Consider the following 17,398-nt stretch of genomic DNA (forward strand, 5'->3'; position numbering starts at 1 on the left):
CCTAATTATTTGTTCTTTTACATAAAAAAATTATGTTTTACGCACATAATTATTGTATAGACTTTAGTACAAATAGTCAAGGTTAAACTGTCAAAAAATGGGGAAAGTTTTTGTCATAATATGTAAAAACCTTTCTCCATTTCATATTTTACTTTAACGTTTCTTCTTAAGGTTGAGCACAAGGTGTCTCGGGAGACCGTTTACCATGATCGGCTGGTAGTCTCCCTGGATCAGCGGGCTGATATAATCGACAAAATCCTTGGTGACATAAGTCGCATCTTTGTTCATCCAGTTTCTCGGAACGACCTTCTCTTCGTTGGCGATCCTGTGTACGTCATAGATGCCTGTTTTTGCCATGTACGGGTCATCGGAAACACGGTCGATGACGATCATCTTGCCGGTGTCGCCTTCATCTGCTGCCTTCACTGCAGCACCGCCTACCATAAATGCCTCGTCGATATCGACACGGGATGCCATATGGGAAGCACTTCTCTGTAAGGTAGAAAGCTCTACAGCCCTTGTCTTGCAGCCACACTCTGCTGCCAGGAAGTTGGCAAGGTATGTCGCGGTTCCTGCGAGCTGTTTGTGGCCGAATGCATCCACGTAATCTCCGGAGCTTCCAAGTTCGCAGACATAGCGTCCGTCAGCGAGGCGGATTCCCTCGGATACAGCGATCACAACGGAAGATTTCTTCTTGAGGAGTTCTTTGACTTTGACAAGGAATTTCTCAATGTCAAATGCAACTTCCGGAAGGTAGATAAGGTCCGGTCCGTCGCAGTCCTCTGTTCTCGCAAGTGCAGTTGCGCCGGTGAGCCATCCTGCATTTCGACCCATGACTTCCATGATCGTGATCATGCTCTTCTTGTAGGTAAGACCCTGTGCGTCACGGATCACTTCCTTGGTGGAAGCTCCGATGTATTTGGCTGCACTTCCAAAACCAGGTGTATGGTCGGTCAGTGCGAGGTCATTGTCAATGGTCTTCGGTACGCCAAGGAATTTCTGCTTCTGGCCGGTCAGGATTGCGAAATCAGAAAGCTTCTTGATGGTGTCCATGGAGTCATTTCCGCCAATATAGATAAACGCATCAATATCAAGACGGTTCAGTATACCAAAGATCTTCTCATAGATGGTCTTGTCTTCGTGGATCTCAGGAAGTTTAAAACGACAGGAACCTAAGAACGCGGACGGGGTTCTCTTGAGAAGCTCAATGTCCAGCTCTGAGTGGATCTGTGTAGAAAGATCGATATACTGTTCATCCAGAAGTCCCTGAATTCCGTGCAGCATTCCATATACCTTGTCGAAACCTCGCTCAATGGCGTTCTTGTACACACCTGCAAGACTGGAATTGATTACTGCGGTAGGACCTCCGGACTGTCCTACAATGATATTGCGTTTTTTTGCCATACTGTCATCTCCTTTTTTGTTGTCGGATATATAATAGTTAAATTTTACCAATATTATCCGTTTTCGTCAAGAAGATTTGTGTATTTTTATATGTTTTTGTATATATCTTTTGTTTTTATTATCTATTTTGTATAGTTTTGTTTGTATATGCTGTATGGATTATAAAAGAAATAGAAGAATGCCACAAAAAAATCAGGCATCTGCCGTGTCTGCGTATCAGCGCAGTGCACAGCGAATGCCTGTCGTCATTCTCTTATGAAAGTTTCTGAGTCCTCAGAACTTAGAATGTAAATTTGTCAGCAAAGTATGCTTCCAACTCGCCGATCTTGACACGAACCTGCTCCATGGTGTCACGGTCACGGACAGTAACTGCTCCGTCATTCTCAGATTCGAAGTCGTAAGTGATGCAGTACGGAGTACCGATCTCATCCTGTCTTCTGTAACGTTTACCGATGTTTCCACGGTCATCGTACTCGCAGTTGTATTTCTTGCTTAACTGCTGGAAGATTTTCTCTGCACCATCGTTCAGCTTCTTGGAAAGCGGAAGGACACCGATCTTGACCGGAGCCAGTACCGGATGGAAGTGAAGGACTGTACGAACGTCGTTCTTCTCTGCATCCAGAACTTCCTCATCGTATGCGCTGCACAGGAATGCAAGTACCATACGGTCAGCACCAAGTGAAGGCTCGATAACGTAAGGAATGTATTTCTGTTTCTTCTCATCGTCGAAGTATGTCAGATCCTGACCGGATACATTCTGATGCTGTGTCAGGTCATAGTCTGTTCTGTCAGCGATTCCCCACAGCTCGCCCCATCCGAACGGGAACAGGAACTCTACGTCTGTAGTAGCCTTGCTGTAGAAGCTCAGTTCTTCCTTGTCATGGTCACGGTAACGGACTTCGTCATCCTTAAGACCAAGGGAGCTCAGCCAGTCAAGACAGAATTTCTTCCAGTATGCAAACCACTCAAGGTCTGTATCCGGCTCGCAGAAGAATTCAAGTTCCATCTGCTCGAACTCACGGGTACGGAATGTGAAGTTACCCGGTGTGATCTCGTTACGGAAAGATTTACCGATCTGGCCGATACCAAACGGAATCTTCTTACGGGATGTTCTCTGTACGTTCTTGAAGTTTACAAAGATACCCTGTGCTGTTTCAGGTCTTAAGTAAACAGTGTTCTTGGCGTCCTCAGTTACACCCTGGAATGTCTTAAACATCAGGTTGAACTGACGGATATCTGTGAAGTTGTGCTTGCCGCAGGACGGACACGGAACTTCGTGATCCTTGATGAAGTTCATCATCTGCTCCTGGGACCATGCATCTACGCTTCCTTCGATCGCAATGTCATGCTCTCCGCAGAAATCCTCGATCAGCTTGTCTGCACGGAAACGCTCGTGGCATTCCTTACAGTCCATCAGAGGATCGGAGAATCCGCCAAGATGACCGGATGCTACCCATGTCTGCGGATTCATTAGGATCGCACAGTCTACACCGACATTGTACGGGGATTCCTGAACAAATTTCTGCCACCATGCGCGCTTTACGTTGTTCTTGAGTTCAACGCCAAGGTTACCGTAGTCCCAGGTATTTGCAAGACCTCCATAAATTTCTGAACCAGGATAAACGAATCCTCTGGCTTTTGCCAGAGCAACAATTTTCTCCATTGTTTTTTCCATGATATCTCTCCTCATTGTTTTATTGGTGAAAACCTAAGTGTTCTCATTATACCGCATTTTCAATATATTTCAACTTTTTTATTTCATAACCTCCAGAATCTGGAGACTTCGGAACCTTTTGTCCGTGTTTGCAGCCGTATATCTATGTATGATGTGCTCCAGTTCCAGAAGCACTTCATCCTTCACAGTAAAAGTATACAGCTTTCCCATCGGTGCTGTCGCTATAAAGCGCATGGCATAAAGTGCCGAAGGCGAAATCCGAAGAGTTCCTTTCTGTCCGGATGCGCATTTCTGGCACAGGATGCCGTGGAGATCCTGCGAAAAAAACACCTGTCCTTCCGGAATCTCCTCACGTCCGCACTGCGCGCACTGAAAAAGCTCCGGGCAGAGTCCCTCCTCTACCATCGTCCGCAGTTCAAAGATGCAGCGGATCAGACGGTTGTCCATCTTCGGATTCAGAAGGGCTTTGACTGTGACATAGAGAAGGTTCATCATCTCCCTCTCGTCCGTTCCCTCACGCCCGAAGTAATCTGCCAGTTCCAGGAAGTAATAGCCATAATAGACCCCAGGCTGCATCGCCGCCAGTTCTACGAAATGGTGGGATACGGACACCTGGTTCAGATTATAGCTGCTCCTGCCTTCAAACAGGGTAAAAGTTCCAAACACAAAAGGATCTGCTGCTGCCAAAAACGGGCTGTTCGGCCGTCTTGCACCTTTGGCAAAAGCGGAGATCTTGCCCCTCTCTCTGGTCAGCAGAACGATTCTCTTGTCATATTCGCCGATCGGCATCGCAGAGATCACAACTCCCTGCACGGTGATCAGATCACTCATTTATCAGATTTCCTTCTTGTCGTAACCAAAGTTTTTAATCATAAAGTCACTGTCACGCCAGTCTTTGCGGACTTTGACCCAGATCTTCAGGTTGACCTTGGCATCCAGCATGCGTTCCAGCTCATAGCGGGCATTGCTGCCGATCTTTTTGAGCATGGCACCCTGTTTGCCGATAATGATTCCTTTGTGAGAGTCTCTCTCGCAGATGATCGTTGCTTCGATGTCTACGAGGTTGTTTTTGCCAGGACGCTCTTTCATGCTGTCGATAGCGACTGCGATTCCGTGCGGGATCTCAGCATCAAGCGCGTGAAGTGCCTTCTCACGGATGATCTCTGCGGCAATCTGTCTCTGCGGCTGGTCTGTTACGGTGTCCTCATCGTAGAACATCGGTCCGTATGGCAGGTATTTCAGAATGCACGGGACGATATCCTCTGTGTTCTGGTTGCGCAGTGCAGAGCATGGAATGATTTCATCAAATTCATAAAGTTTGCGGTAGGTGTCGATCGCCTTGAGGATCTCGTCCTTGTCAACGGTATCGACCTTGTTGATCACAAGGATGACCGGCAGATGTAAGCCCTTAAGCTGCTCTGCAATGTGACGTTCTCCTGCGCCGATAAAGGTCGTCGGCTCTACCAGCCAAAGGATCACATCGACATCTTTGAGTGTTCTCTCTGCTACCTGGACCATGTACTCGCCCAGCTTGTTTTTTGCCTTGTGGATACCAGGGGTATCGAGGAAGACGATCTGACCGTCCTCACAGGTATATACGGTCTGGATACGGTTTCTGGTCGTCTGCGGTTTCTTGGATGTGATCGCGATCTTCTGACCGATCAGATGGTTCATCAATGTGGATTTTCCGACATTTGGACGGCCGATGATCGCTGTAAATCCGGATTTAAAATTATCTTTCATATTTACTCCTAAACTGCTCCCTGGATCAGCCGTTGATCAGCGGGCTGATGCTTCCAAAGAGTGTCTCTTCTTTCTGTACTTTTGGTTCACTTCCTACAACACAGATCTCTTCATCGGACAGGATCGCCTCGATCAGCGGAGCCAGTGCCTGGATGTCTTCTGCCTGTGCATTCAGGATCTCGTCACGTTCTTTCTGCATCATCTCTTCTGTCACGCCGCAGAAGTATGCTCCCTTGGATGCATTGCCTTTCATCTGCGGAGTCTTCGGTACGTCTTTGCCGCTGATCGTTCCGATGATGTATTTTGTCATCTCACGCTCGTCAGCCTTAAATCCACGTACATAATCCGGGATTCCTGCAAAAACATCGTAAGTGCGTTTCAGATGCGGATCACGGTAAGATACGAAGAAGCTCTCGCCACTGTATTTGAATCCGCTCATGCAGCCATAAGCGCCGCCTTTGACACGGATGTTGATCCAGAGATAATCGTAGCTTAAAGCGACTTTGAGGATATTGAGTGCACCTGTGTATGCAAAGCCTTTCTTGCGGAAGTTTCCTGCCTGTGCCGCGTACTGTACCTGTCCGGAGGTCATGAAGCCTTCGTTCTTTTTCTCGCAGATCATCGGTGCCGGAGAAGTTTCGACTGCTTCCTGATGAAGAGTTTTCTTTAATTCTCTGACTTGTTTCTGCATCGTTTCCAGAGATTCTCTCTCGCCGGTGTAGCTGACGCTTAAGTTTTCCGGGCGGAGGATCTCAGTCATCAGGGATTTAAGGTTCTCAATGATCTCATCCTTGCGCTCTTCAAATTCCTTATCCAGTTTCTCGATGAACTGGTAGTAAGCGATTCCTGCCATCGCATCCTGGAACGCAGCCATCGGTGAACCATAGGATGCAGCACGGAGTACAGCTGTGGAATGTCCTGCACTCACCAGACTTGACTGTGCTCTTGATTTGACTCTTGAGATGATCTCATGAAGTCTGCGGGTGTCTGTCACATCAGAGGTATTGAGGATCTCACGAATCATGCGGAACATAACATCTGTCTTAGGGTACATTACCTTGCCCTTCACTCCGAAGAATGCACGGTATTCATCGACAGAGTCTGCGCGGTCAAACACTTCCACGCCGCACACGATCCCGCCTGTCTCGGCATTGATCTCATTTGAAAGTTCTCCATAGGTGTAATGTGCGGTATTCACATAACCGAGTACGGATTTCAGGAGTCCGAGATATAGTACTTTATCCGGTGAAAGGCTCTTAAGGTCAAACATCAGATCCAGATAGCCGATTCCATTGGTCGGAACGTCGTGATACAGGAAAAGACTTCCGTCCACATCCAGTTCTTCATTGTAGAATTTATCTGCTTCCTTGCGAATATCCTCGCGCTTAAGCATCGGAATGCATTTGGCTGCTTCCGGATCTTCCTCAGCTTCCTGGTATGCCTCAAGATCCTTCGTGCGCTGTACCATCTGCTGTTTTTCTTCCTCGGAGATTCCATTCAGGTAGTCAGCAAGTTTGTCCTCCAGGGCTTTTGTCTTTCTTGCAGCAAGACCTCTGGATGGTACAAGGGTCAGTACAGATCCGTGTGGATTATCGAGGAGATATTTCCGGATCAGTTCTTCGAAGTATCCTGTGTTCTTGAGGGATTTCAGCTTCTCAAATACCGGGATCAGTTCTACCTGTGCAAATGGATGTTCATCGTCATAGAGCCAGTTGCCAAGGATATCGAGTCCATAGATCAGCCCCTTCGGATAGGAAGAGAAATCTGCCTCTCTGTAGCGGAATTCCATGCAGTTGATTCCGGCTTCCAGAGCTTTCTTGTCAATTCCGGATGTGATGACATCCTGAAGGACTTTGCGGATAACGGAAACAAATTCGTCTTTTTTGTCCGCATTTGCGCCCTTTGCGATAATGTCAAAATATGGCTGACGGATACCATCCTCATAAGCACCGTAGATATCCTTACCGATGCCGACATCAAGAAGTGCCTGCTTGAGCGGTGCGCCCGGCGCACTTAAGAGTGCATAATCCAGGACTTCAAATGCAATGCTGGTGAGGCTGTCCATAGCAGTTCCCACTACAACGTTGTAAGAAAGGTATGCATTGTCCTCCTCACCCTCGCTCTCTGCAACTGGATATTCCATGGTCAGATCCTGCATTGCGGCAAAAGGCTTCTGCTCTCTGATCTCGGAATCTACGTTTAGGCTGTCATAAGCGGAAAGATAATGTTTGTCGATAAAGTCAAGTTTCTCCACCATGTCCATATTTCCGTACAGATAAATATAGCTGTTGGATGGGTGATAATACGTTCTGTGGAAATCAAGAAACTCCTCGTAGCTTAAATCCGGGATATTGTCAGGATCTCCGCCGGATTCACAGCCATAGGTGATATCCGGGAACAAAGAGTTCATGATGTCACGCTCCAGGACATCGTCCGGAGAGGAAAAAGCTCCCTTCATTTCGTTGTAAACAACCCCGTTGTATGTCAGTGGTCCTTCCGGCTGTTCCAGATGGTAGCTCCATCCTTCCTGGCGGAAGATCTCTTCTTTCTTGTAAATATTCGGGTAAAAAACTGCGTCCAGGTAAACATGCATCAGGTTCTGGAAATCCTGATCGTTGCAGCTTGCCACCGGGTAGCAGGTTTTGTCCGGATAAGTCATGGCATTCAAAAAAGTGTTCAAAGAGCCTTTGACCAGTTCCACAAAAGGATCCTTCAGTGGAAATTCTCTGGATCCGCAAAGCACGCTGTGCTCCAGAATGTGGGCAACGCCTGTGCTGTTCTTCGGCGGGGTTCGAAAAGCGATATTGAACACTTTGTTTTCGTCATCGTTCTCAATGAGCATTACCCTCGCTCCGGTCTTGATGTGCCGGAGCAGGTAGCCTGTAGAACGGATATCAGTTAATTTTTTTTTCTGGATGACTTCGTATGCAGTCACTTCGTTTAAATTCATTGATGCCTCCGTTTTTTATATGTAGTATTTGTTATTTTGCGGAATTTATTCCGGCAGTCCGCCCTCGCCCGGGAAATAATCCTCGTAGACTTTGCGGGCAGCTCTGGTGAGCAGTGCCAGTTCTTGTTCCATATCAAGTTCTCTCGGTACTTTGACAGCAGTCTCATAAATATCTCTCTGGAGTTTTGATTTGACATCATCCCGCTTCATTGTCACAAGTCCGCAGAGTATTGTATTATAACTCTTGTCTGTCTGGCAGAGATCCATGTACAACTTCACAAGGTGTTCGCACTCCCGATAAATGAGTTCTCTGTGCAGTTCACTTTTCGCTGCAAGTTCATGAAAGTGCACCTGATCCAGTTCCTTCTGAAGTCCCTTACGCGCACCTTTGGAAGTAAACCATCTGTTTCCGGAAGTACGGTTGAATTCGATCGTCATCCAGAACTTCAGATAACCATCTGCCTGACCTCCAAGATCAGATTTCATGCTGTAGCGGGCATCCCAGATCTCCCTGCGGGCCTGATTCTCCTCTGTAGCGCCTTCCTCGGCAATTGCCTGCTCCAGAAGTTCCTTACGTTTAGCCGGGTCTGTTTCTCTATAATATTGTGCGATTGTTGGTGTATCCATATATATCCTTCTCCTTTGGGTATTTTATTCTGCCACGGTGTTAGAAGATAAAAAAATAAAACCCTCTTTCCTCCAATATGCCTATTATAGCAAATATGGAGAAAAAAGGGTAGTCCTCTTTGTGAGAAATAGCTTGTCCCTAATTTGTCAAGATTTACAGGATGAGCATGGCGTCGCCGAAGGAGAAAAAGCGATACTTCTGGCGTACTGCTTCCTCATAAGCTGCCATAATGTTTTCCTTGCCTGCAAGAGCGGAAACCAGCATCATCAGGGTGGATTCCGGCAGGTGGAAGTTGGTGATTAGTCCGTCGATCATCTTGAATCTGTAGCCCGGATAGATAAAGATCTCTGTCCAGCCGCTTCCTGCGAGAAGGATCCCGTCCTCACCGGTTGCTGATTCCAGGGTACGGCAGCTTGTGGTTCCTACGGAGATCACACGTCCGCCTGCTTTCTTGGTATCGTTGATGAGTTTTGCCTGATCTTCTTCTACCATATAGAATTCTGAATGCATATGATGCTGTTCTACATCATCTACTTTGACCGGACGGAAGGTTCCAAGTCCTACGTGAAGTGTCACATGTGCGATCTTGACGCCCTTTGCCTTCACCTGCTCCAGAAGTTCTTTCGTGAAGTGAAGTCCGGCTGTCGGTGCTGCTGCGGAGCCGTCGTTCTTGGCATATACGGTCTGATAACGGTTCTTGTCTTTTAATTTATGTGTGATGTACGGAGGCAGAGGCATCTCGCCAAGCTGATCCAGGATCTCCTCAAAGATTCCGTCATAGTGGAACTGGATCAGGCGGTTTCCTTCATCAACGATGTCGATGATCTCACCCTTTAAGATTCCGTCTCCAAAAGTGATCTTTGCGCCCGGTCTTGCTTTCTTGCCTGGTTTTACGAGACATTCCCAGATGTCATTCTCGCGGCGTTTCAGAAGCAGGATCTCGATCAGGGCTCCTGTCTCTTCCTTGTGTCCGTACAGACGCGCCGGGATAACTCTCGTATCGTTGATGACCAGACAGTCTCCCTCATTCAGATAGTCCAGAATGTCTGTAAAATGTCTGTGTTCCATGGATCCGTCTTTCATAGAAAGATGAAGAAGCCTGGAAGAACTGCGGTCTTCCAGCGGATCCTGTGCGATCAGTTCCTTCGGAAGATCATAATAAAAATCTGATGTTTTCATAATTACTCCTTATCGTTCTGTTCTTTTTCTTCTTTCCATTGTTTTCTCCACTGGCGGACCTGGTTCCATTCTTTGTTGGTGAGGTCTGCCTTCTTGAGAAGATCCGGTCGGTTTTTCGCCGTGCGCAGAATGGACTGCTCTCTCCGCCATGCTTCGATATTGGCATGGTGTCCCGATAAAAGGACAGGAGGGACTTTTTTGCCGTGCCATTCTTCTGGACGGCTGTACTGTGGATATTCAAGAAGATTTCCGGCAAAAGATTCCGTCTCGCCGGATTCCTGGTTGCTTAAGACTCCCGGGACCATTCTGGAAATGGAATCCATCATGACCATTGCCGGAAGCTCGCCGCCTGTGAGCACGTAATCGCCGATGGAAACCAAATCTGTGACTACTTCTTCAAGTACACGCTCATCGATCCCTTCGTAATGTCCACACAGGAAAACCAGATCCTTTTCTTTGGCAAAGTCTTTCGCCATAGTCTGGTTAAAGACGCTGCCCTGTGGAGTCAGGTAGACCACGCGCGGTCTGTAGCCGATTTTTTCCTCGATGGACTGGTAAGCGAGGTAGACAGGCTCTGCCTGCATCAGCATACCTGCGCCGCCGCCGTAAGGATAATCATCGACTTTCTGGTGTTTGTTGAACGCATAATCGCGGATGTTGATGGCTTCCACAGAAAGATAGCCTCCTGTGATTGCGCGTCCGATGATGCTGGTGTTCATTCCCTGCTGGATCATTTCCGGAAAAAGTGTCAAAACATGAAAATTCATTTATATAAGTCCCTTCATCAAATGTATGGTCATTGTATTGCTTTCCAGATCTACATTCAAAATGCACTCTTTGATCGCCGGAAGGAGCACTTCGCCGTGTTCTTTGGAGTTGATGATATAGACATCATTTGCTCCTGTCTCCATGACATCTTTGAGTGTCCCGAATTCTGTTCCGTCTTCTAATACCACATTCATTCCCAGAAGATCCGCAATATAGTACTCATCCTCTCCGAGCTCCTGGCCTTCTTCTCTCGGGATCCAGAGACTGCATCCTTTGTATTTCTCGATATCATTGATATTGTCGATGCCGTCAAATTTGAGGATCGCAAGGTTTTTGAAAAATCTTACGTTCTTGATATCCAGTCTGCGGTATTCTTTTCCTGTATCCAGCATCACATAATCCAGATCCAGAAAACGCTCTGCATCGTCTGTGGTAGGATATACCTTTACTTCGCCTCTCACTCCATGTGTGGTAGTGATCACTCCGACCTTTAATAAATCTTCCATAAAAAACTCCCTTTAAGATGTAAAAAGGAGCTATGTTTCCACAGCTCCGATTCTTTCTTTATTGCAGAATGTCTACAATTACTTTTTTGCTGCTCTTTGAAGAAGCCGCCTTAACTACTGTACGGATTGCCTTGGCAATACGTCCCTGTCTTCCGATGACCTTTCCCATGTCGGAAGGGCCTACTTTCAGTTCAATGATAACTGCATCTTCTTTTTCGTTTTCGGTGACTACCACCTCATCCGGATGCTCGACAAGAGATTTTGCAATTACTTCAACTAATTCTTTCATTACATACCTCCCTGTACTGTCTATGACAGGACTTTAGAAATACCTTCCGTAAAGTATTTCTTATTTCTCGATTCCGGCCTCTTTGAAGATTCTTGCAACAACGTCTGTTGGCTGAGCACCAGCAGCAAGCCATTTTTTAGCTTCTTCTTCGTTTACTTTGTATGCGCTTGGCTCGATGTTCGGGTCGTATGTTCCGATCTCAGCGATGCATTTTCCGTCACGTTTACTGCGGGAATCTGCAACTACGATTCTATAAAAAGGTGCTTTTTTCTGTCCCATTCTTCTTAATCTGATTTTAACTGCCATTTTTTGTTTCCTCCATTATGATATCTTTGTATTTTTATTGGTTGATTTATTTAAAAAGGAAGCTTGAAGCCGCCTCTTTTACCCATTTTACCGCCCATCATTCCAGGCATCTGTTTCATGAGTTTCTTACTCTGCTCAAACTGTTTGACCAGACGATTGACTTCTGCGATGTCAACTCCTGCGCCTCTGGCGATGCGGTTCTTGCGGGATACATTGAGGATTCCCGGATTGGTCCGCTCTGCCGGGGTCATGGAAAGGATGATCGCTTTGGTACGGTCAAGTGCTTTCTCATCGATCATGTCCTCGAGATCCTTGGCCTTGTTGCCGATTCCCGGGAGCATGTTGAGGATGCTGCCGATACCGCCCATCTTGTTCATCTGCTCCATACTGGTCAGATAGTCGTTGAAGTCGAAGTCCATCTTTTTGAGCTTCTTCTGCATTTCTGCTGCCTGATCCTGGTCGAGTGCCGCCTCTGCTTTCTCGATGAGGCTCATCACATCTCCCATTCCCAGGATTCTGGAAGCCATACGTTCCGGATAGAACTGCTCCAGATCTGAAAGCTTCTCACCCATACCTACATAGAGGATCGGCTTTCCGGTTACTGCTTTGATGGAAAGTGCCGCACCGCCTCGGGTGTCGCCATCCATCTTGGTAAGGATCACACCATCGATCCCGACCTTATCAACAAAAGTCTTGGCTACGTTTACCGCATCCTGACCTGTCATTGCATCTACAATGAGAAGTGTTGCATCTACCTGTATGTTCGCCTTGATATCTGCAAGTTCCTGCATCATGTTTTCATCAACATGAAGACGGCCTGCGGTATCGAGAAGAACTACATTCTGCTGATTGGCTTTGGCATGCTCGATTGCTGCCTTTGCAATGTCAACCGGGTTCTGCTTGTCTCCCATGGAAAAAACTTCTACGCCCTGCTTCTCGCCATTGACCTGAAGCTGTGTGATCGCTGCCGGACGATAGACGTCACATGCGACTAGGAGCGGTCGTTTTCCCTTGGATTTGAGCTTGCCTGCAAGTTTGGCAACTGTGGTTGTCTTACCTGCACCCTGAAGACCTGCCATCATCAGTACGGTAATCTCATTTCCCTGTTTCAGTGGAAGCTCTGTTGTCTCGCTTCCCATCAGGCTTACAAGTTCGTCATTAACGATCTTGATCACCATCTGTCCAGGATTCAGTCCGTTCATTACATCCTGTCCGACTGCACGTTCCTGTACAGATTTCGTGAACTGCTTCACGACCTTAAAGTTTACATCCGCCTCAAGAAGAGCCATCTTGACTTCTTTCAGAGCAATCTTAACATCTTCCTCTGTAAGTCGGCCTTTACTTCTCAGCTTTTTGAATACATTTTGCAATTTTTCCGTCAAGCTTTCAAATGCCATGCGTTATAACTCCTCTAAAATTTCATTGGAGATCTCTGTGATCTCCTGTGCCTGATAAGTGGCTGCGATCTGTTTGATCCGACGGACCTGCTCTCTGATACTCAGGAACTTCTCTACCAGATGAAGCTTGCCCTCGTATTCTTCCAGTGTATGATTGCAGCGCTTGATCATATCATGAACACCCTGGCGGCTGATCCCTAGTTCCTCTGCCACCTCACTCAGAGAATAATCCTCCAGAACAACGCTCTCATATACCTGCTGCTGCCGCTCTGTAAGCAATTCTCCATAAAAATCATATAACAATGTCTGTTCCACAATTTTTTCCATTTGTAACCACCTTGGGTATCATAACTTATTTTGGTGCGGGTGTCAAGTGTTTTTTCTTGACAAAGTTAATTTTTCTTATTTCATCTTTACCACAAAATTCACATATCTTTTTATAATTGCTTAATGTTTACTATTTTTCACCATAAAAACCGGTATCAGCAATCTCAATCCATTTCAGGTACATTTCTTTATAGTGTTCTTTAATAAAAGCTCTGATTTTTCTTACTTCACGGTCAGTCAAACTTCCCTGTCTTTCTAAAGTTGTATCTCCATTATTTTTTACAAAGAATTTCGCTGATCCTGCTTCTGTCAGTTTTCTGTCACTAGTGTACTGTATCATTGACATTTCGCTAAATAACTTGCCTGTTTGGGCATGGCTAATCCTCCATAAACTGCTTATTGTTCAAATAATAATCCAGTACTATCTGATTTTCGATATCATCCATATTAGTTTCCACTATCTTATTATCATATATAACCGCTGCATGGTTTGGTTTATTCAGATTAAGCATACGAATATATTTTCCCTCTTGAGTATACGCATACCCATTAATGATCATATCTGCTGCATCTGCTATCTTTTTAATATCAAGCTGCATAGTCAATCTGAACCTCCTTTACCGGTGTAAGGAATTCATCTACATCATAATATAAATTTTGAAGAATCGGAACAAGATCAATATACTACTCTACCTCATTCAGATTTTTGTACTTCGCCATTACAACCAGATAACCTTTATCCCATTCTTTCTCAAAATCCTCCCCCAAAAAAGTCTCTCAGATCTGCCACTCTGAGGAATTTTGCTTTGCATTGAACATTAATCAGAACTCATTCATCCGCCTCAATTAGTTCATGCTCCTGGCCTTTTCCTGCTAACAACTGAGTAATTCCTCGATCTATCATGGCAAGATATTCTGCATTGCGGGCAGCCTTTTCGAACTGATTATATTTTTCAAGACTCATGATTACAACGTTCTTTTCACCTTTACGAGTAACAATGACTGTCTCGTGATTGTCTGTTGCCTGATTGCAATAATCCTTTAACTTATTTCTGATTATAGAATAAGTTACTGCTAACATAATTTCACCAGCCTTCTCATAGTATTTTTCTTGCTGTTATGATTTTAGCTCACGCGCCAAAGAGCAATTTGTTCTTATTTATGCTATACTATATACGTTGCTGCTCCCAAATCTGGCAACAGAGGGGAGGTGCTTTGTATTGGATCCAATTACTTCTTTTTTAATCGCTGTTGCGGCTGGTGTGGTTTGCCACCTCATCAACAAATGGTTAGACAAGCGATAACAACAGCAACTAGCCTCGGTTAGCGCACCGTAAAAGCACAAAAAGAAAGCCCCCAGTATTCCCAGTACTGAGGGCTTTCGCTTTGCATTGAACATTATTACTTCTTTTTTTGCCTATGGCAATTATAGCATATGTATTTCTGGAAATCAATATGCCTGATCTCGGTATTTCTATGAATTTTTCTCCATTTGTCACAAATTTGTCACAGAATCAAATTCCATCTCCCGCAAAGCCTTGTATTTCCTGCCTTTCTCAGGAATCTATATCAAGTGTTTTTTCTTGACAAATAATCTTTATTCCAGCTCCTTCCCGGGTTCTTCGGCTTCGAATTCGAAGACGCAGCGGTCGAAGGCGTTGATCACGTTGGTTTCTTCGTATTTGTCGTAGCGTTTGTGTTTTCTTCCATATGACATGTGGACGTGTCCGTGGAGGAAGTATTTGGGGTGGTATTTTCCCATGAGGCGGCGGAAGATCTTGAAGCCCTGGTGCGGGAGGTCTCTGCCGTCGTTTAGCTGGTAGGCAGGGGAATGGGTCACGAGGATATCGAAACCTCCCCGAAACCAAATCTTCGGGTAAAGTTTCAGCACCCTTTTTTGCATTTCCCATTCCGTGTACTGATGGACACCTGGTTTGTATCTCATGGAGCCGCCAAGCCCCAGAATCCTTATTCCTTCATAGACAAAAAGTTTGTCGTCAATGCAGATGCAGCCTTCCGGTGGGATCTTTTCGTATTTGTCATCATGGTTTCCGTGAACATAGAGCACCGGTGCCGATGTAAATGTGGCAAGGAAGGAAAGGTATCTCGGGTCCAGATCTCCGCAGGAAATGATAAGATCGATTCCTTCCAGTTTGCTTTTTTCGAAATAGTCCCACAGATACTTGGATTCTTCATCTGCTATGGCAAGTATTTTCATTTATTTGCGTTTCCCCTCTAATTCTCAAGACCAGACTGCTGTGTAACCGGTTTGGCCTGATCTGTTAATTCTTTGCGTGTCGGGATCGAGCCGACAACGTTTTCTGCCAGCCAGTCCATGGTGATGATCTCTTCCGGAGAAAGAGCCTTGTTCGGATCTGACTGTACCATTCCATCCTGAGAGTACAGAACTCCCGAGAACGGATTGAATTCTCCCCTTGTGATATTGTCTTTGAGAAGCCGGATCAGACGTCTCGTTCCGATCGGCAGATTCTGGGAGTGGATGACATCTACAACGCCAGCAGAAAGTCCCCACCAGTAGTTGATCGCTTTTGTTTCATAATTATCGTCATATTTCCAGGTTCCATCCATGATCGTGCGGATCAGCTGCTCATAAAATTTACCCCAGTGCCACAGAGGCATGGCGATATTGTGCGGCTCGCCGTTTTCCAGATGATAAAGTCCAAAATATCTGGAAGTCTCTTCCGGGATCACCATATCTTTACCGGAAACAACAGTCACACCCTTTTTCTGCACATTTTCCATTGTACGTCCCAGGTCAACATCCTTAAGCGTGGACCATTCCAGATAGATCTTTGCTCTCGGGTTCACCATCTTGGCGCCCAGGGCAAAGGCATTGATATTTGCGATCGTTCCAAAGATCGGATAATCTGCAATGTACGCAAGCTGGCCATTCTCCGCCATCGCACCGGCGATCGCTCCCATCAGGAATTTCGCTTCATGCATACGCGCATAATAGGTACGGATGTAACGGTGGGAAGTGTTCAGCGAACAGTTCAGGATCCTTACATTCGGATTGGCGATCGCGGCCTGCACACTTGCCTGTACAAACTCCGGTGTCGTTGTGAAAATGATATTGCAGCCCTTCTGGATCGCATCGGAGATCGCTTTTTCTGCAAGTTCCGGTGTCAGATTCTCATAGCACATGGTCGTAACTTCCTCTGGGAAAGTCTGCTCCAGATGAAGCCTTCCCAGTTCATGTGCATAAGTCCATGCGGAAGTTCCCGGTGTCTTTGCATAGAGAAAAGCGATCTTAAGTTTCGGTGCACTGAGTGGAAGCAGGCGGTTGAGCAGAGGCTTTTTCTCCTTGTTCGGGTCAAGTTTCAGGTCAATGACATTGTCATGTTCGAGAAGTTCAAACTCTTCCCAGCTCTTTGCGACCAGGGTCTTGAGTTCGCTTACTGTCTTCTGGCAGAGCGCTTCATAACCATAAACTGTTAGAAATGCCAGGAATGCATCCCCCGTCGTGATCGAAAGCTTCTTACCGCCGGCAGCCTCATATTCTGCTGCAAACCTGGAATATACAGAACTGAAATTCAGCTTGTCATCGTCCGTCCAGAGTTCTTTCGGGCCTTTTCCTACTGCTTCCTGCAGCTTCGCAAAACTTCCCAGTTTGGAAAAATAAATATAATTGATCTGAGAAAGCGCATAAAAATCCACAAATTCATAGTAGATCTTGTTTTCCTTCTGGTCAGTCCTTGCAGGAAGGATCCTTGTCACGTTTCCAGGAACAGAGACAGCATCACAGTATTTCAGGACGCTGACACGCTTGTTTCCCTCTTCGATATAGAACTTATTCATGTACTCATAAGCTTTGACCGGGTCATGGATTCCTTCTTTGAGGTGACTGTCGATCAGTACACTCCATTTGTAGGCAAACTCCGTGTTTTCCCTGAGGATCGGCATGAAATTTCCGGAAAACGCACTGCTTCTGCCGCCGCTCTTTGTTCCTACGATCTGATCGATCGGGATCTGGACAAGTCCCAGCGGAACTTCAGAATAAGAACCTCTGGACGGGAGGATATCATCAAGGACTTTAAGCGTCGGGACTTCGCCTCGCATCATCCTTGCCTGATAATCTTTTTTGCCCATTTTATATGCTTTTATATAATCTTCTGATACATATGTCATAAAAAATTACCCCCTTTTTAAGTGGTTATTCTATTTGGCCAAAAGGGGATCCGGACCTCCCCGGTCTGAATCCCCTG

18 protein-coding genes and 1 pseudogene are annotated in these 17,398 nt (G+C 46.0%); all 19 read right to left on the reverse strand.

The annotated features are described in order from the left end of the window. Positions 1–153: 153 nt before the first annotated feature. Positions 154–1,404, reverse strand: coding sequence for a 6-phosphofructokinase (locus DXC01_RS09125; RefSeq protein ID WP_022213186.1), 1,251 nt, complete (start codon positions 1,402–1,404; stop codon positions 154–156). A gap of 280 nt (positions 1,405–1,684) precedes the next feature. After that, complete coding sequence (locus tag DXC01_RS09130) at positions 1,685–3,079, reverse strand: glycine--tRNA ligase (protein WP_118698773.1); 1,395 nt, start codon at positions 3,077–3,079, stop codon at positions 1,685–1,687. Between the two features lie 78 nt (positions 3,080–3,157). Beyond that, entirely contained in the window at positions 3,158–3,910 is a 753-nt protein-coding gene (recO, locus tag DXC01_RS09135; RefSeq protein WP_118698774.1) for a DNA repair protein RecO, read from the reverse strand. 3 nt (positions 3,911–3,913) lie between these two features. Continuing rightward, complete coding sequence (gene era, locus DXC01_RS09140) at positions 3,914–4,822, reverse strand: GTPase Era (RefSeq protein WP_022215421.1); 909 nt, start codon at positions 4,820–4,822, stop codon at positions 3,914–3,916. 25 nt (positions 4,823–4,847) lie between these two features. After that, entirely contained in the window at positions 4,848–7,772 is a 2,925-nt protein-coding gene (locus tag DXC01_RS09145; protein ID WP_118698775.1) for an insulinase family protein, read from the reverse strand. Positions 7,773–7,817: 45 nt separating this feature from the next. After that, positions 7,818–8,399, reverse strand: coding sequence for a DUF6553 family protein (locus tag DXC01_RS09150; RefSeq protein WP_118698776.1), 582 nt, complete (start codon positions 8,397–8,399; stop codon positions 7,818–7,820). Between the two features lie 154 nt (positions 8,400–8,553). Continuing rightward, positions 8,554–9,579, reverse strand: a complete 1,026-nt coding sequence (gene queA, locus DXC01_RS09155; RefSeq protein WP_022215424.1) for a tRNA preQ1(34) S-adenosylmethionine ribosyltransferase-isomerase QueA — start codon at positions 9,577–9,579, stop codon at positions 8,554–8,556. A 2-nt stretch (positions 9,580–9,581) separates the two neighbouring features. Further along, the gene (trmD, locus tag DXC01_RS09160; protein WP_022215425.1) at positions 9,582–10,346 is read right to left on the reverse strand and encodes a tRNA (guanosine(37)-N1)-methyltransferase TrmD; all 765 of its coding nucleotides are present in this window, start codon (positions 10,344–10,346) and stop codon (positions 9,582–9,584) included. Then, positions 10,347–10,853 (reverse strand): ribosome maturation factor RimM, encoded by a 507-nt coding sequence (rimM, locus tag DXC01_RS09165; RefSeq protein ID WP_022215426.1) that lies wholly within the window; start codon positions 10,851–10,853, stop codon positions 10,347–10,349. It lies immediately after the preceding gene. Between the two features lie 58 nt (positions 10,854–10,911). Next, a complete protein-coding gene (locus DXC01_RS09170; protein WP_005424345.1) occupies positions 10,912–11,142 on the reverse strand; it encodes a KH domain-containing protein in 231 nt (76 codons plus the stop codon). A gap of 60 nt (positions 11,143–11,202) precedes the next feature. Further along, positions 11,203–11,448: a 30S ribosomal protein S16 gene (gene rpsP, locus DXC01_RS09175; protein WP_005424344.1), complete on the reverse strand. Its 246-nt coding sequence runs from the start codon at positions 11,446–11,448 to the stop codon at positions 11,203–11,205. A gap of 50 nt (positions 11,449–11,498) precedes the next feature. Beyond that, positions 11,499–12,845 carry a signal recognition particle protein gene (ffh, locus tag DXC01_RS09180; protein WP_022215427.1) on the reverse strand — a complete coding sequence of 449 codons (1,347 nt, stop codon included), beginning with the start codon at positions 12,843–12,845 and terminating at the stop codon, positions 11,499–11,501. Between the two features lie 3 nt (positions 12,846–12,848). After that, the gene (gene ylxM / locus DXC01_RS09185) at positions 12,849–13,172 is read right to left on the reverse strand and encodes a YlxM family DNA-binding protein (RefSeq protein ID WP_022215428.1); all 324 of its coding nucleotides are present in this window, start codon (positions 13,170–13,172) and stop codon (positions 12,849–12,851) included. Between the two features lie 130 nt (positions 13,173–13,302). Next, the gene (locus tag DXC01_RS09190) at positions 13,303–13,518 is read right to left on the reverse strand and encodes a DUF4160 domain-containing protein (protein ID WP_243002381.1); all 216 of its coding nucleotides are present in this window, start codon (positions 13,516–13,518) and stop codon (positions 13,303–13,305) included. A 31-nt stretch (positions 13,519–13,549) separates the two neighbouring features. Further along, positions 13,550–13,771, reverse strand: a complete 222-nt coding sequence (locus DXC01_RS09195; RefSeq protein ID WP_118252406.1) for a DUF7723 family protein — start codon at positions 13,769–13,771, stop codon at positions 13,550–13,552. Then, positions 13,761–13,856: pseudogene (locus DXC01_RS21455) on the reverse strand (DUF7724 family protein); the annotation flags it as partial. The gene DXC01_RS09195 and the pseudogene DXC01_RS21455, both read right to left, overlap by 11 nt. Before the next feature lie 145 nt (positions 13,857–14,001). Continuing rightward, entirely contained in the window at positions 14,002–14,253 is a 252-nt protein-coding gene (locus tag DXC01_RS09200) for a type II toxin-antitoxin system Phd/YefM family antitoxin (protein ID WP_118252405.1), read from the reverse strand. A 516-nt stretch (positions 14,254–14,769) separates the two neighbouring features. After that, positions 14,770–15,390 carry a metallophosphoesterase family protein gene (locus DXC01_RS09205; protein ID WP_118252404.1) on the reverse strand — a complete coding sequence of 207 codons (621 nt, stop codon included), beginning with the start codon at positions 15,388–15,390 and terminating at the stop codon, positions 14,770–14,772. Between the two features lie 17 nt (positions 15,391–15,407). Continuing rightward, positions 15,408–17,321 (reverse strand): BMP family ABC transporter substrate-binding protein, encoded by a 1,914-nt coding sequence (locus DXC01_RS09210; RefSeq protein WP_118698777.1) that lies wholly within the window; start codon positions 17,319–17,321, stop codon positions 15,408–15,410. Between the last annotated feature and the right edge of the window lie 77 nt (positions 17,322–17,398).

Origin of the sequence: Blautia sp. OM07-19, from assembly GCF_003481595.1 — a bacterium.
GTDB lineage: Bacteria > Bacillota > Clostridia > Lachnospirales > Lachnospiraceae > Blautia_A > Blautia_A intestinihominis.

What these genes read in the sequence shown, in the direction of transcription:
- DXC01_RS09125 (WP_022213186.1), bottom strand. Translation starts at nt 1,404, where the DNA reads ATGGCAAAAAAACGCAATATCATTGTAGGACAGTCCGGAGGTCCTACC.
- DXC01_RS09130 (WP_118698773.1), bottom strand. Translation starts at nt 3,079, where the DNA reads ATGGAAAAAACAATGGAGAAAATTGTTGCTCTGGCAAAAGCCAGAGGA.
- recO (WP_118698774.1), bottom strand. Translation starts at nt 3,910, where the DNA reads ATGAGTGATCTGATCACCGTGCAGGGAGTTGTGATCTCTGCGATGCCG.
- era (WP_022215421.1), bottom strand. Translation starts at nt 4,822, where the DNA reads ATGAAAGATAATTTTAAATCCGGATTTACAGCGATCATCGGCCGTCCA.
- DXC01_RS09145 (WP_118698775.1), bottom strand. Translation starts at nt 7,772, where the DNA reads ATGAATTTAAACGAAGTGACTGCATACGAAGTCATCCAGAAAAAAAAA.
- DXC01_RS09150 (WP_118698776.1), bottom strand. Translation starts at nt 8,399, where the DNA reads ATGGATACACCAACAATCGCACAATATTATAGAGAAACAGACCCGGCT.
- queA (WP_022215424.1), bottom strand. Translation starts at nt 9,579, where the DNA reads ATGAAAACATCAGATTTTTATTATGATCTTCCGAAGGAACTGATCGCA.
- trmD (WP_022215425.1), bottom strand. Translation starts at nt 10,346, where the DNA reads ATGAATTTTCATGTTTTGACACTTTTTCCGGAAATGATCCAGCAGGGA.
- rimM (WP_022215426.1), bottom strand. Translation starts at nt 10,853, where the DNA reads ATGGAAGATTTATTAAAGGTCGGAGTGATCACTACCACACATGGAGTG.
- DXC01_RS09170 (WP_005424345.1), bottom strand. Translation starts at nt 11,142, where the DNA reads ATGAAAGAATTAGTTGAAGTAATTGCAAAATCTCTTGTCGAGCATCCG.
- rpsP (WP_005424344.1), bottom strand. Translation starts at nt 11,448, where the DNA reads ATGGCAGTTAAAATCAGATTAAGAAGAATGGGACAGAAAAAAGCACCT.
- ffh (WP_022215427.1), bottom strand. Translation starts at nt 12,845, where the DNA reads ATGGCATTTGAAAGCTTGACGGAAAAATTGCAAAATGTATTCAAAAAG.
- ylxM (WP_022215428.1), bottom strand. Translation starts at nt 13,172, where the DNA reads ATGGAAAAAATTGTGGAACAGACATTGTTATATGATTTTTATGGAGAA.
- DXC01_RS09190 (WP_243002381.1), bottom strand. Translation starts at nt 13,518, where the DNA reads ATGTCAATGATACAGTACACTAGTGACAGAAAACTGACAGAAGCAGGA.
- DXC01_RS09195 (WP_118252406.1), bottom strand. Translation starts at nt 13,771, where the DNA reads ATGCAGCTTGATATTAAAAAGATAGCAGATGCAGCAGATATGATCATT.
- DXC01_RS09200 (WP_118252405.1), bottom strand. Translation starts at nt 14,253, where the DNA reads ATGTTAGCAGTAACTTATTCTATAATCAGAAATAAGTTAAAGGATTAT.
- DXC01_RS09205 (WP_118252404.1), bottom strand. Translation starts at nt 15,390, where the DNA reads ATGAAAATACTTGCCATAGCAGATGAAGAATCCAAGTATCTGTGGGAC.
- DXC01_RS09210 (WP_118698777.1), bottom strand. Translation starts at nt 17,321, where the DNA reads ATGACATATGTATCAGAAGATTATATAAAAGCATATAAAATGGGCAAA.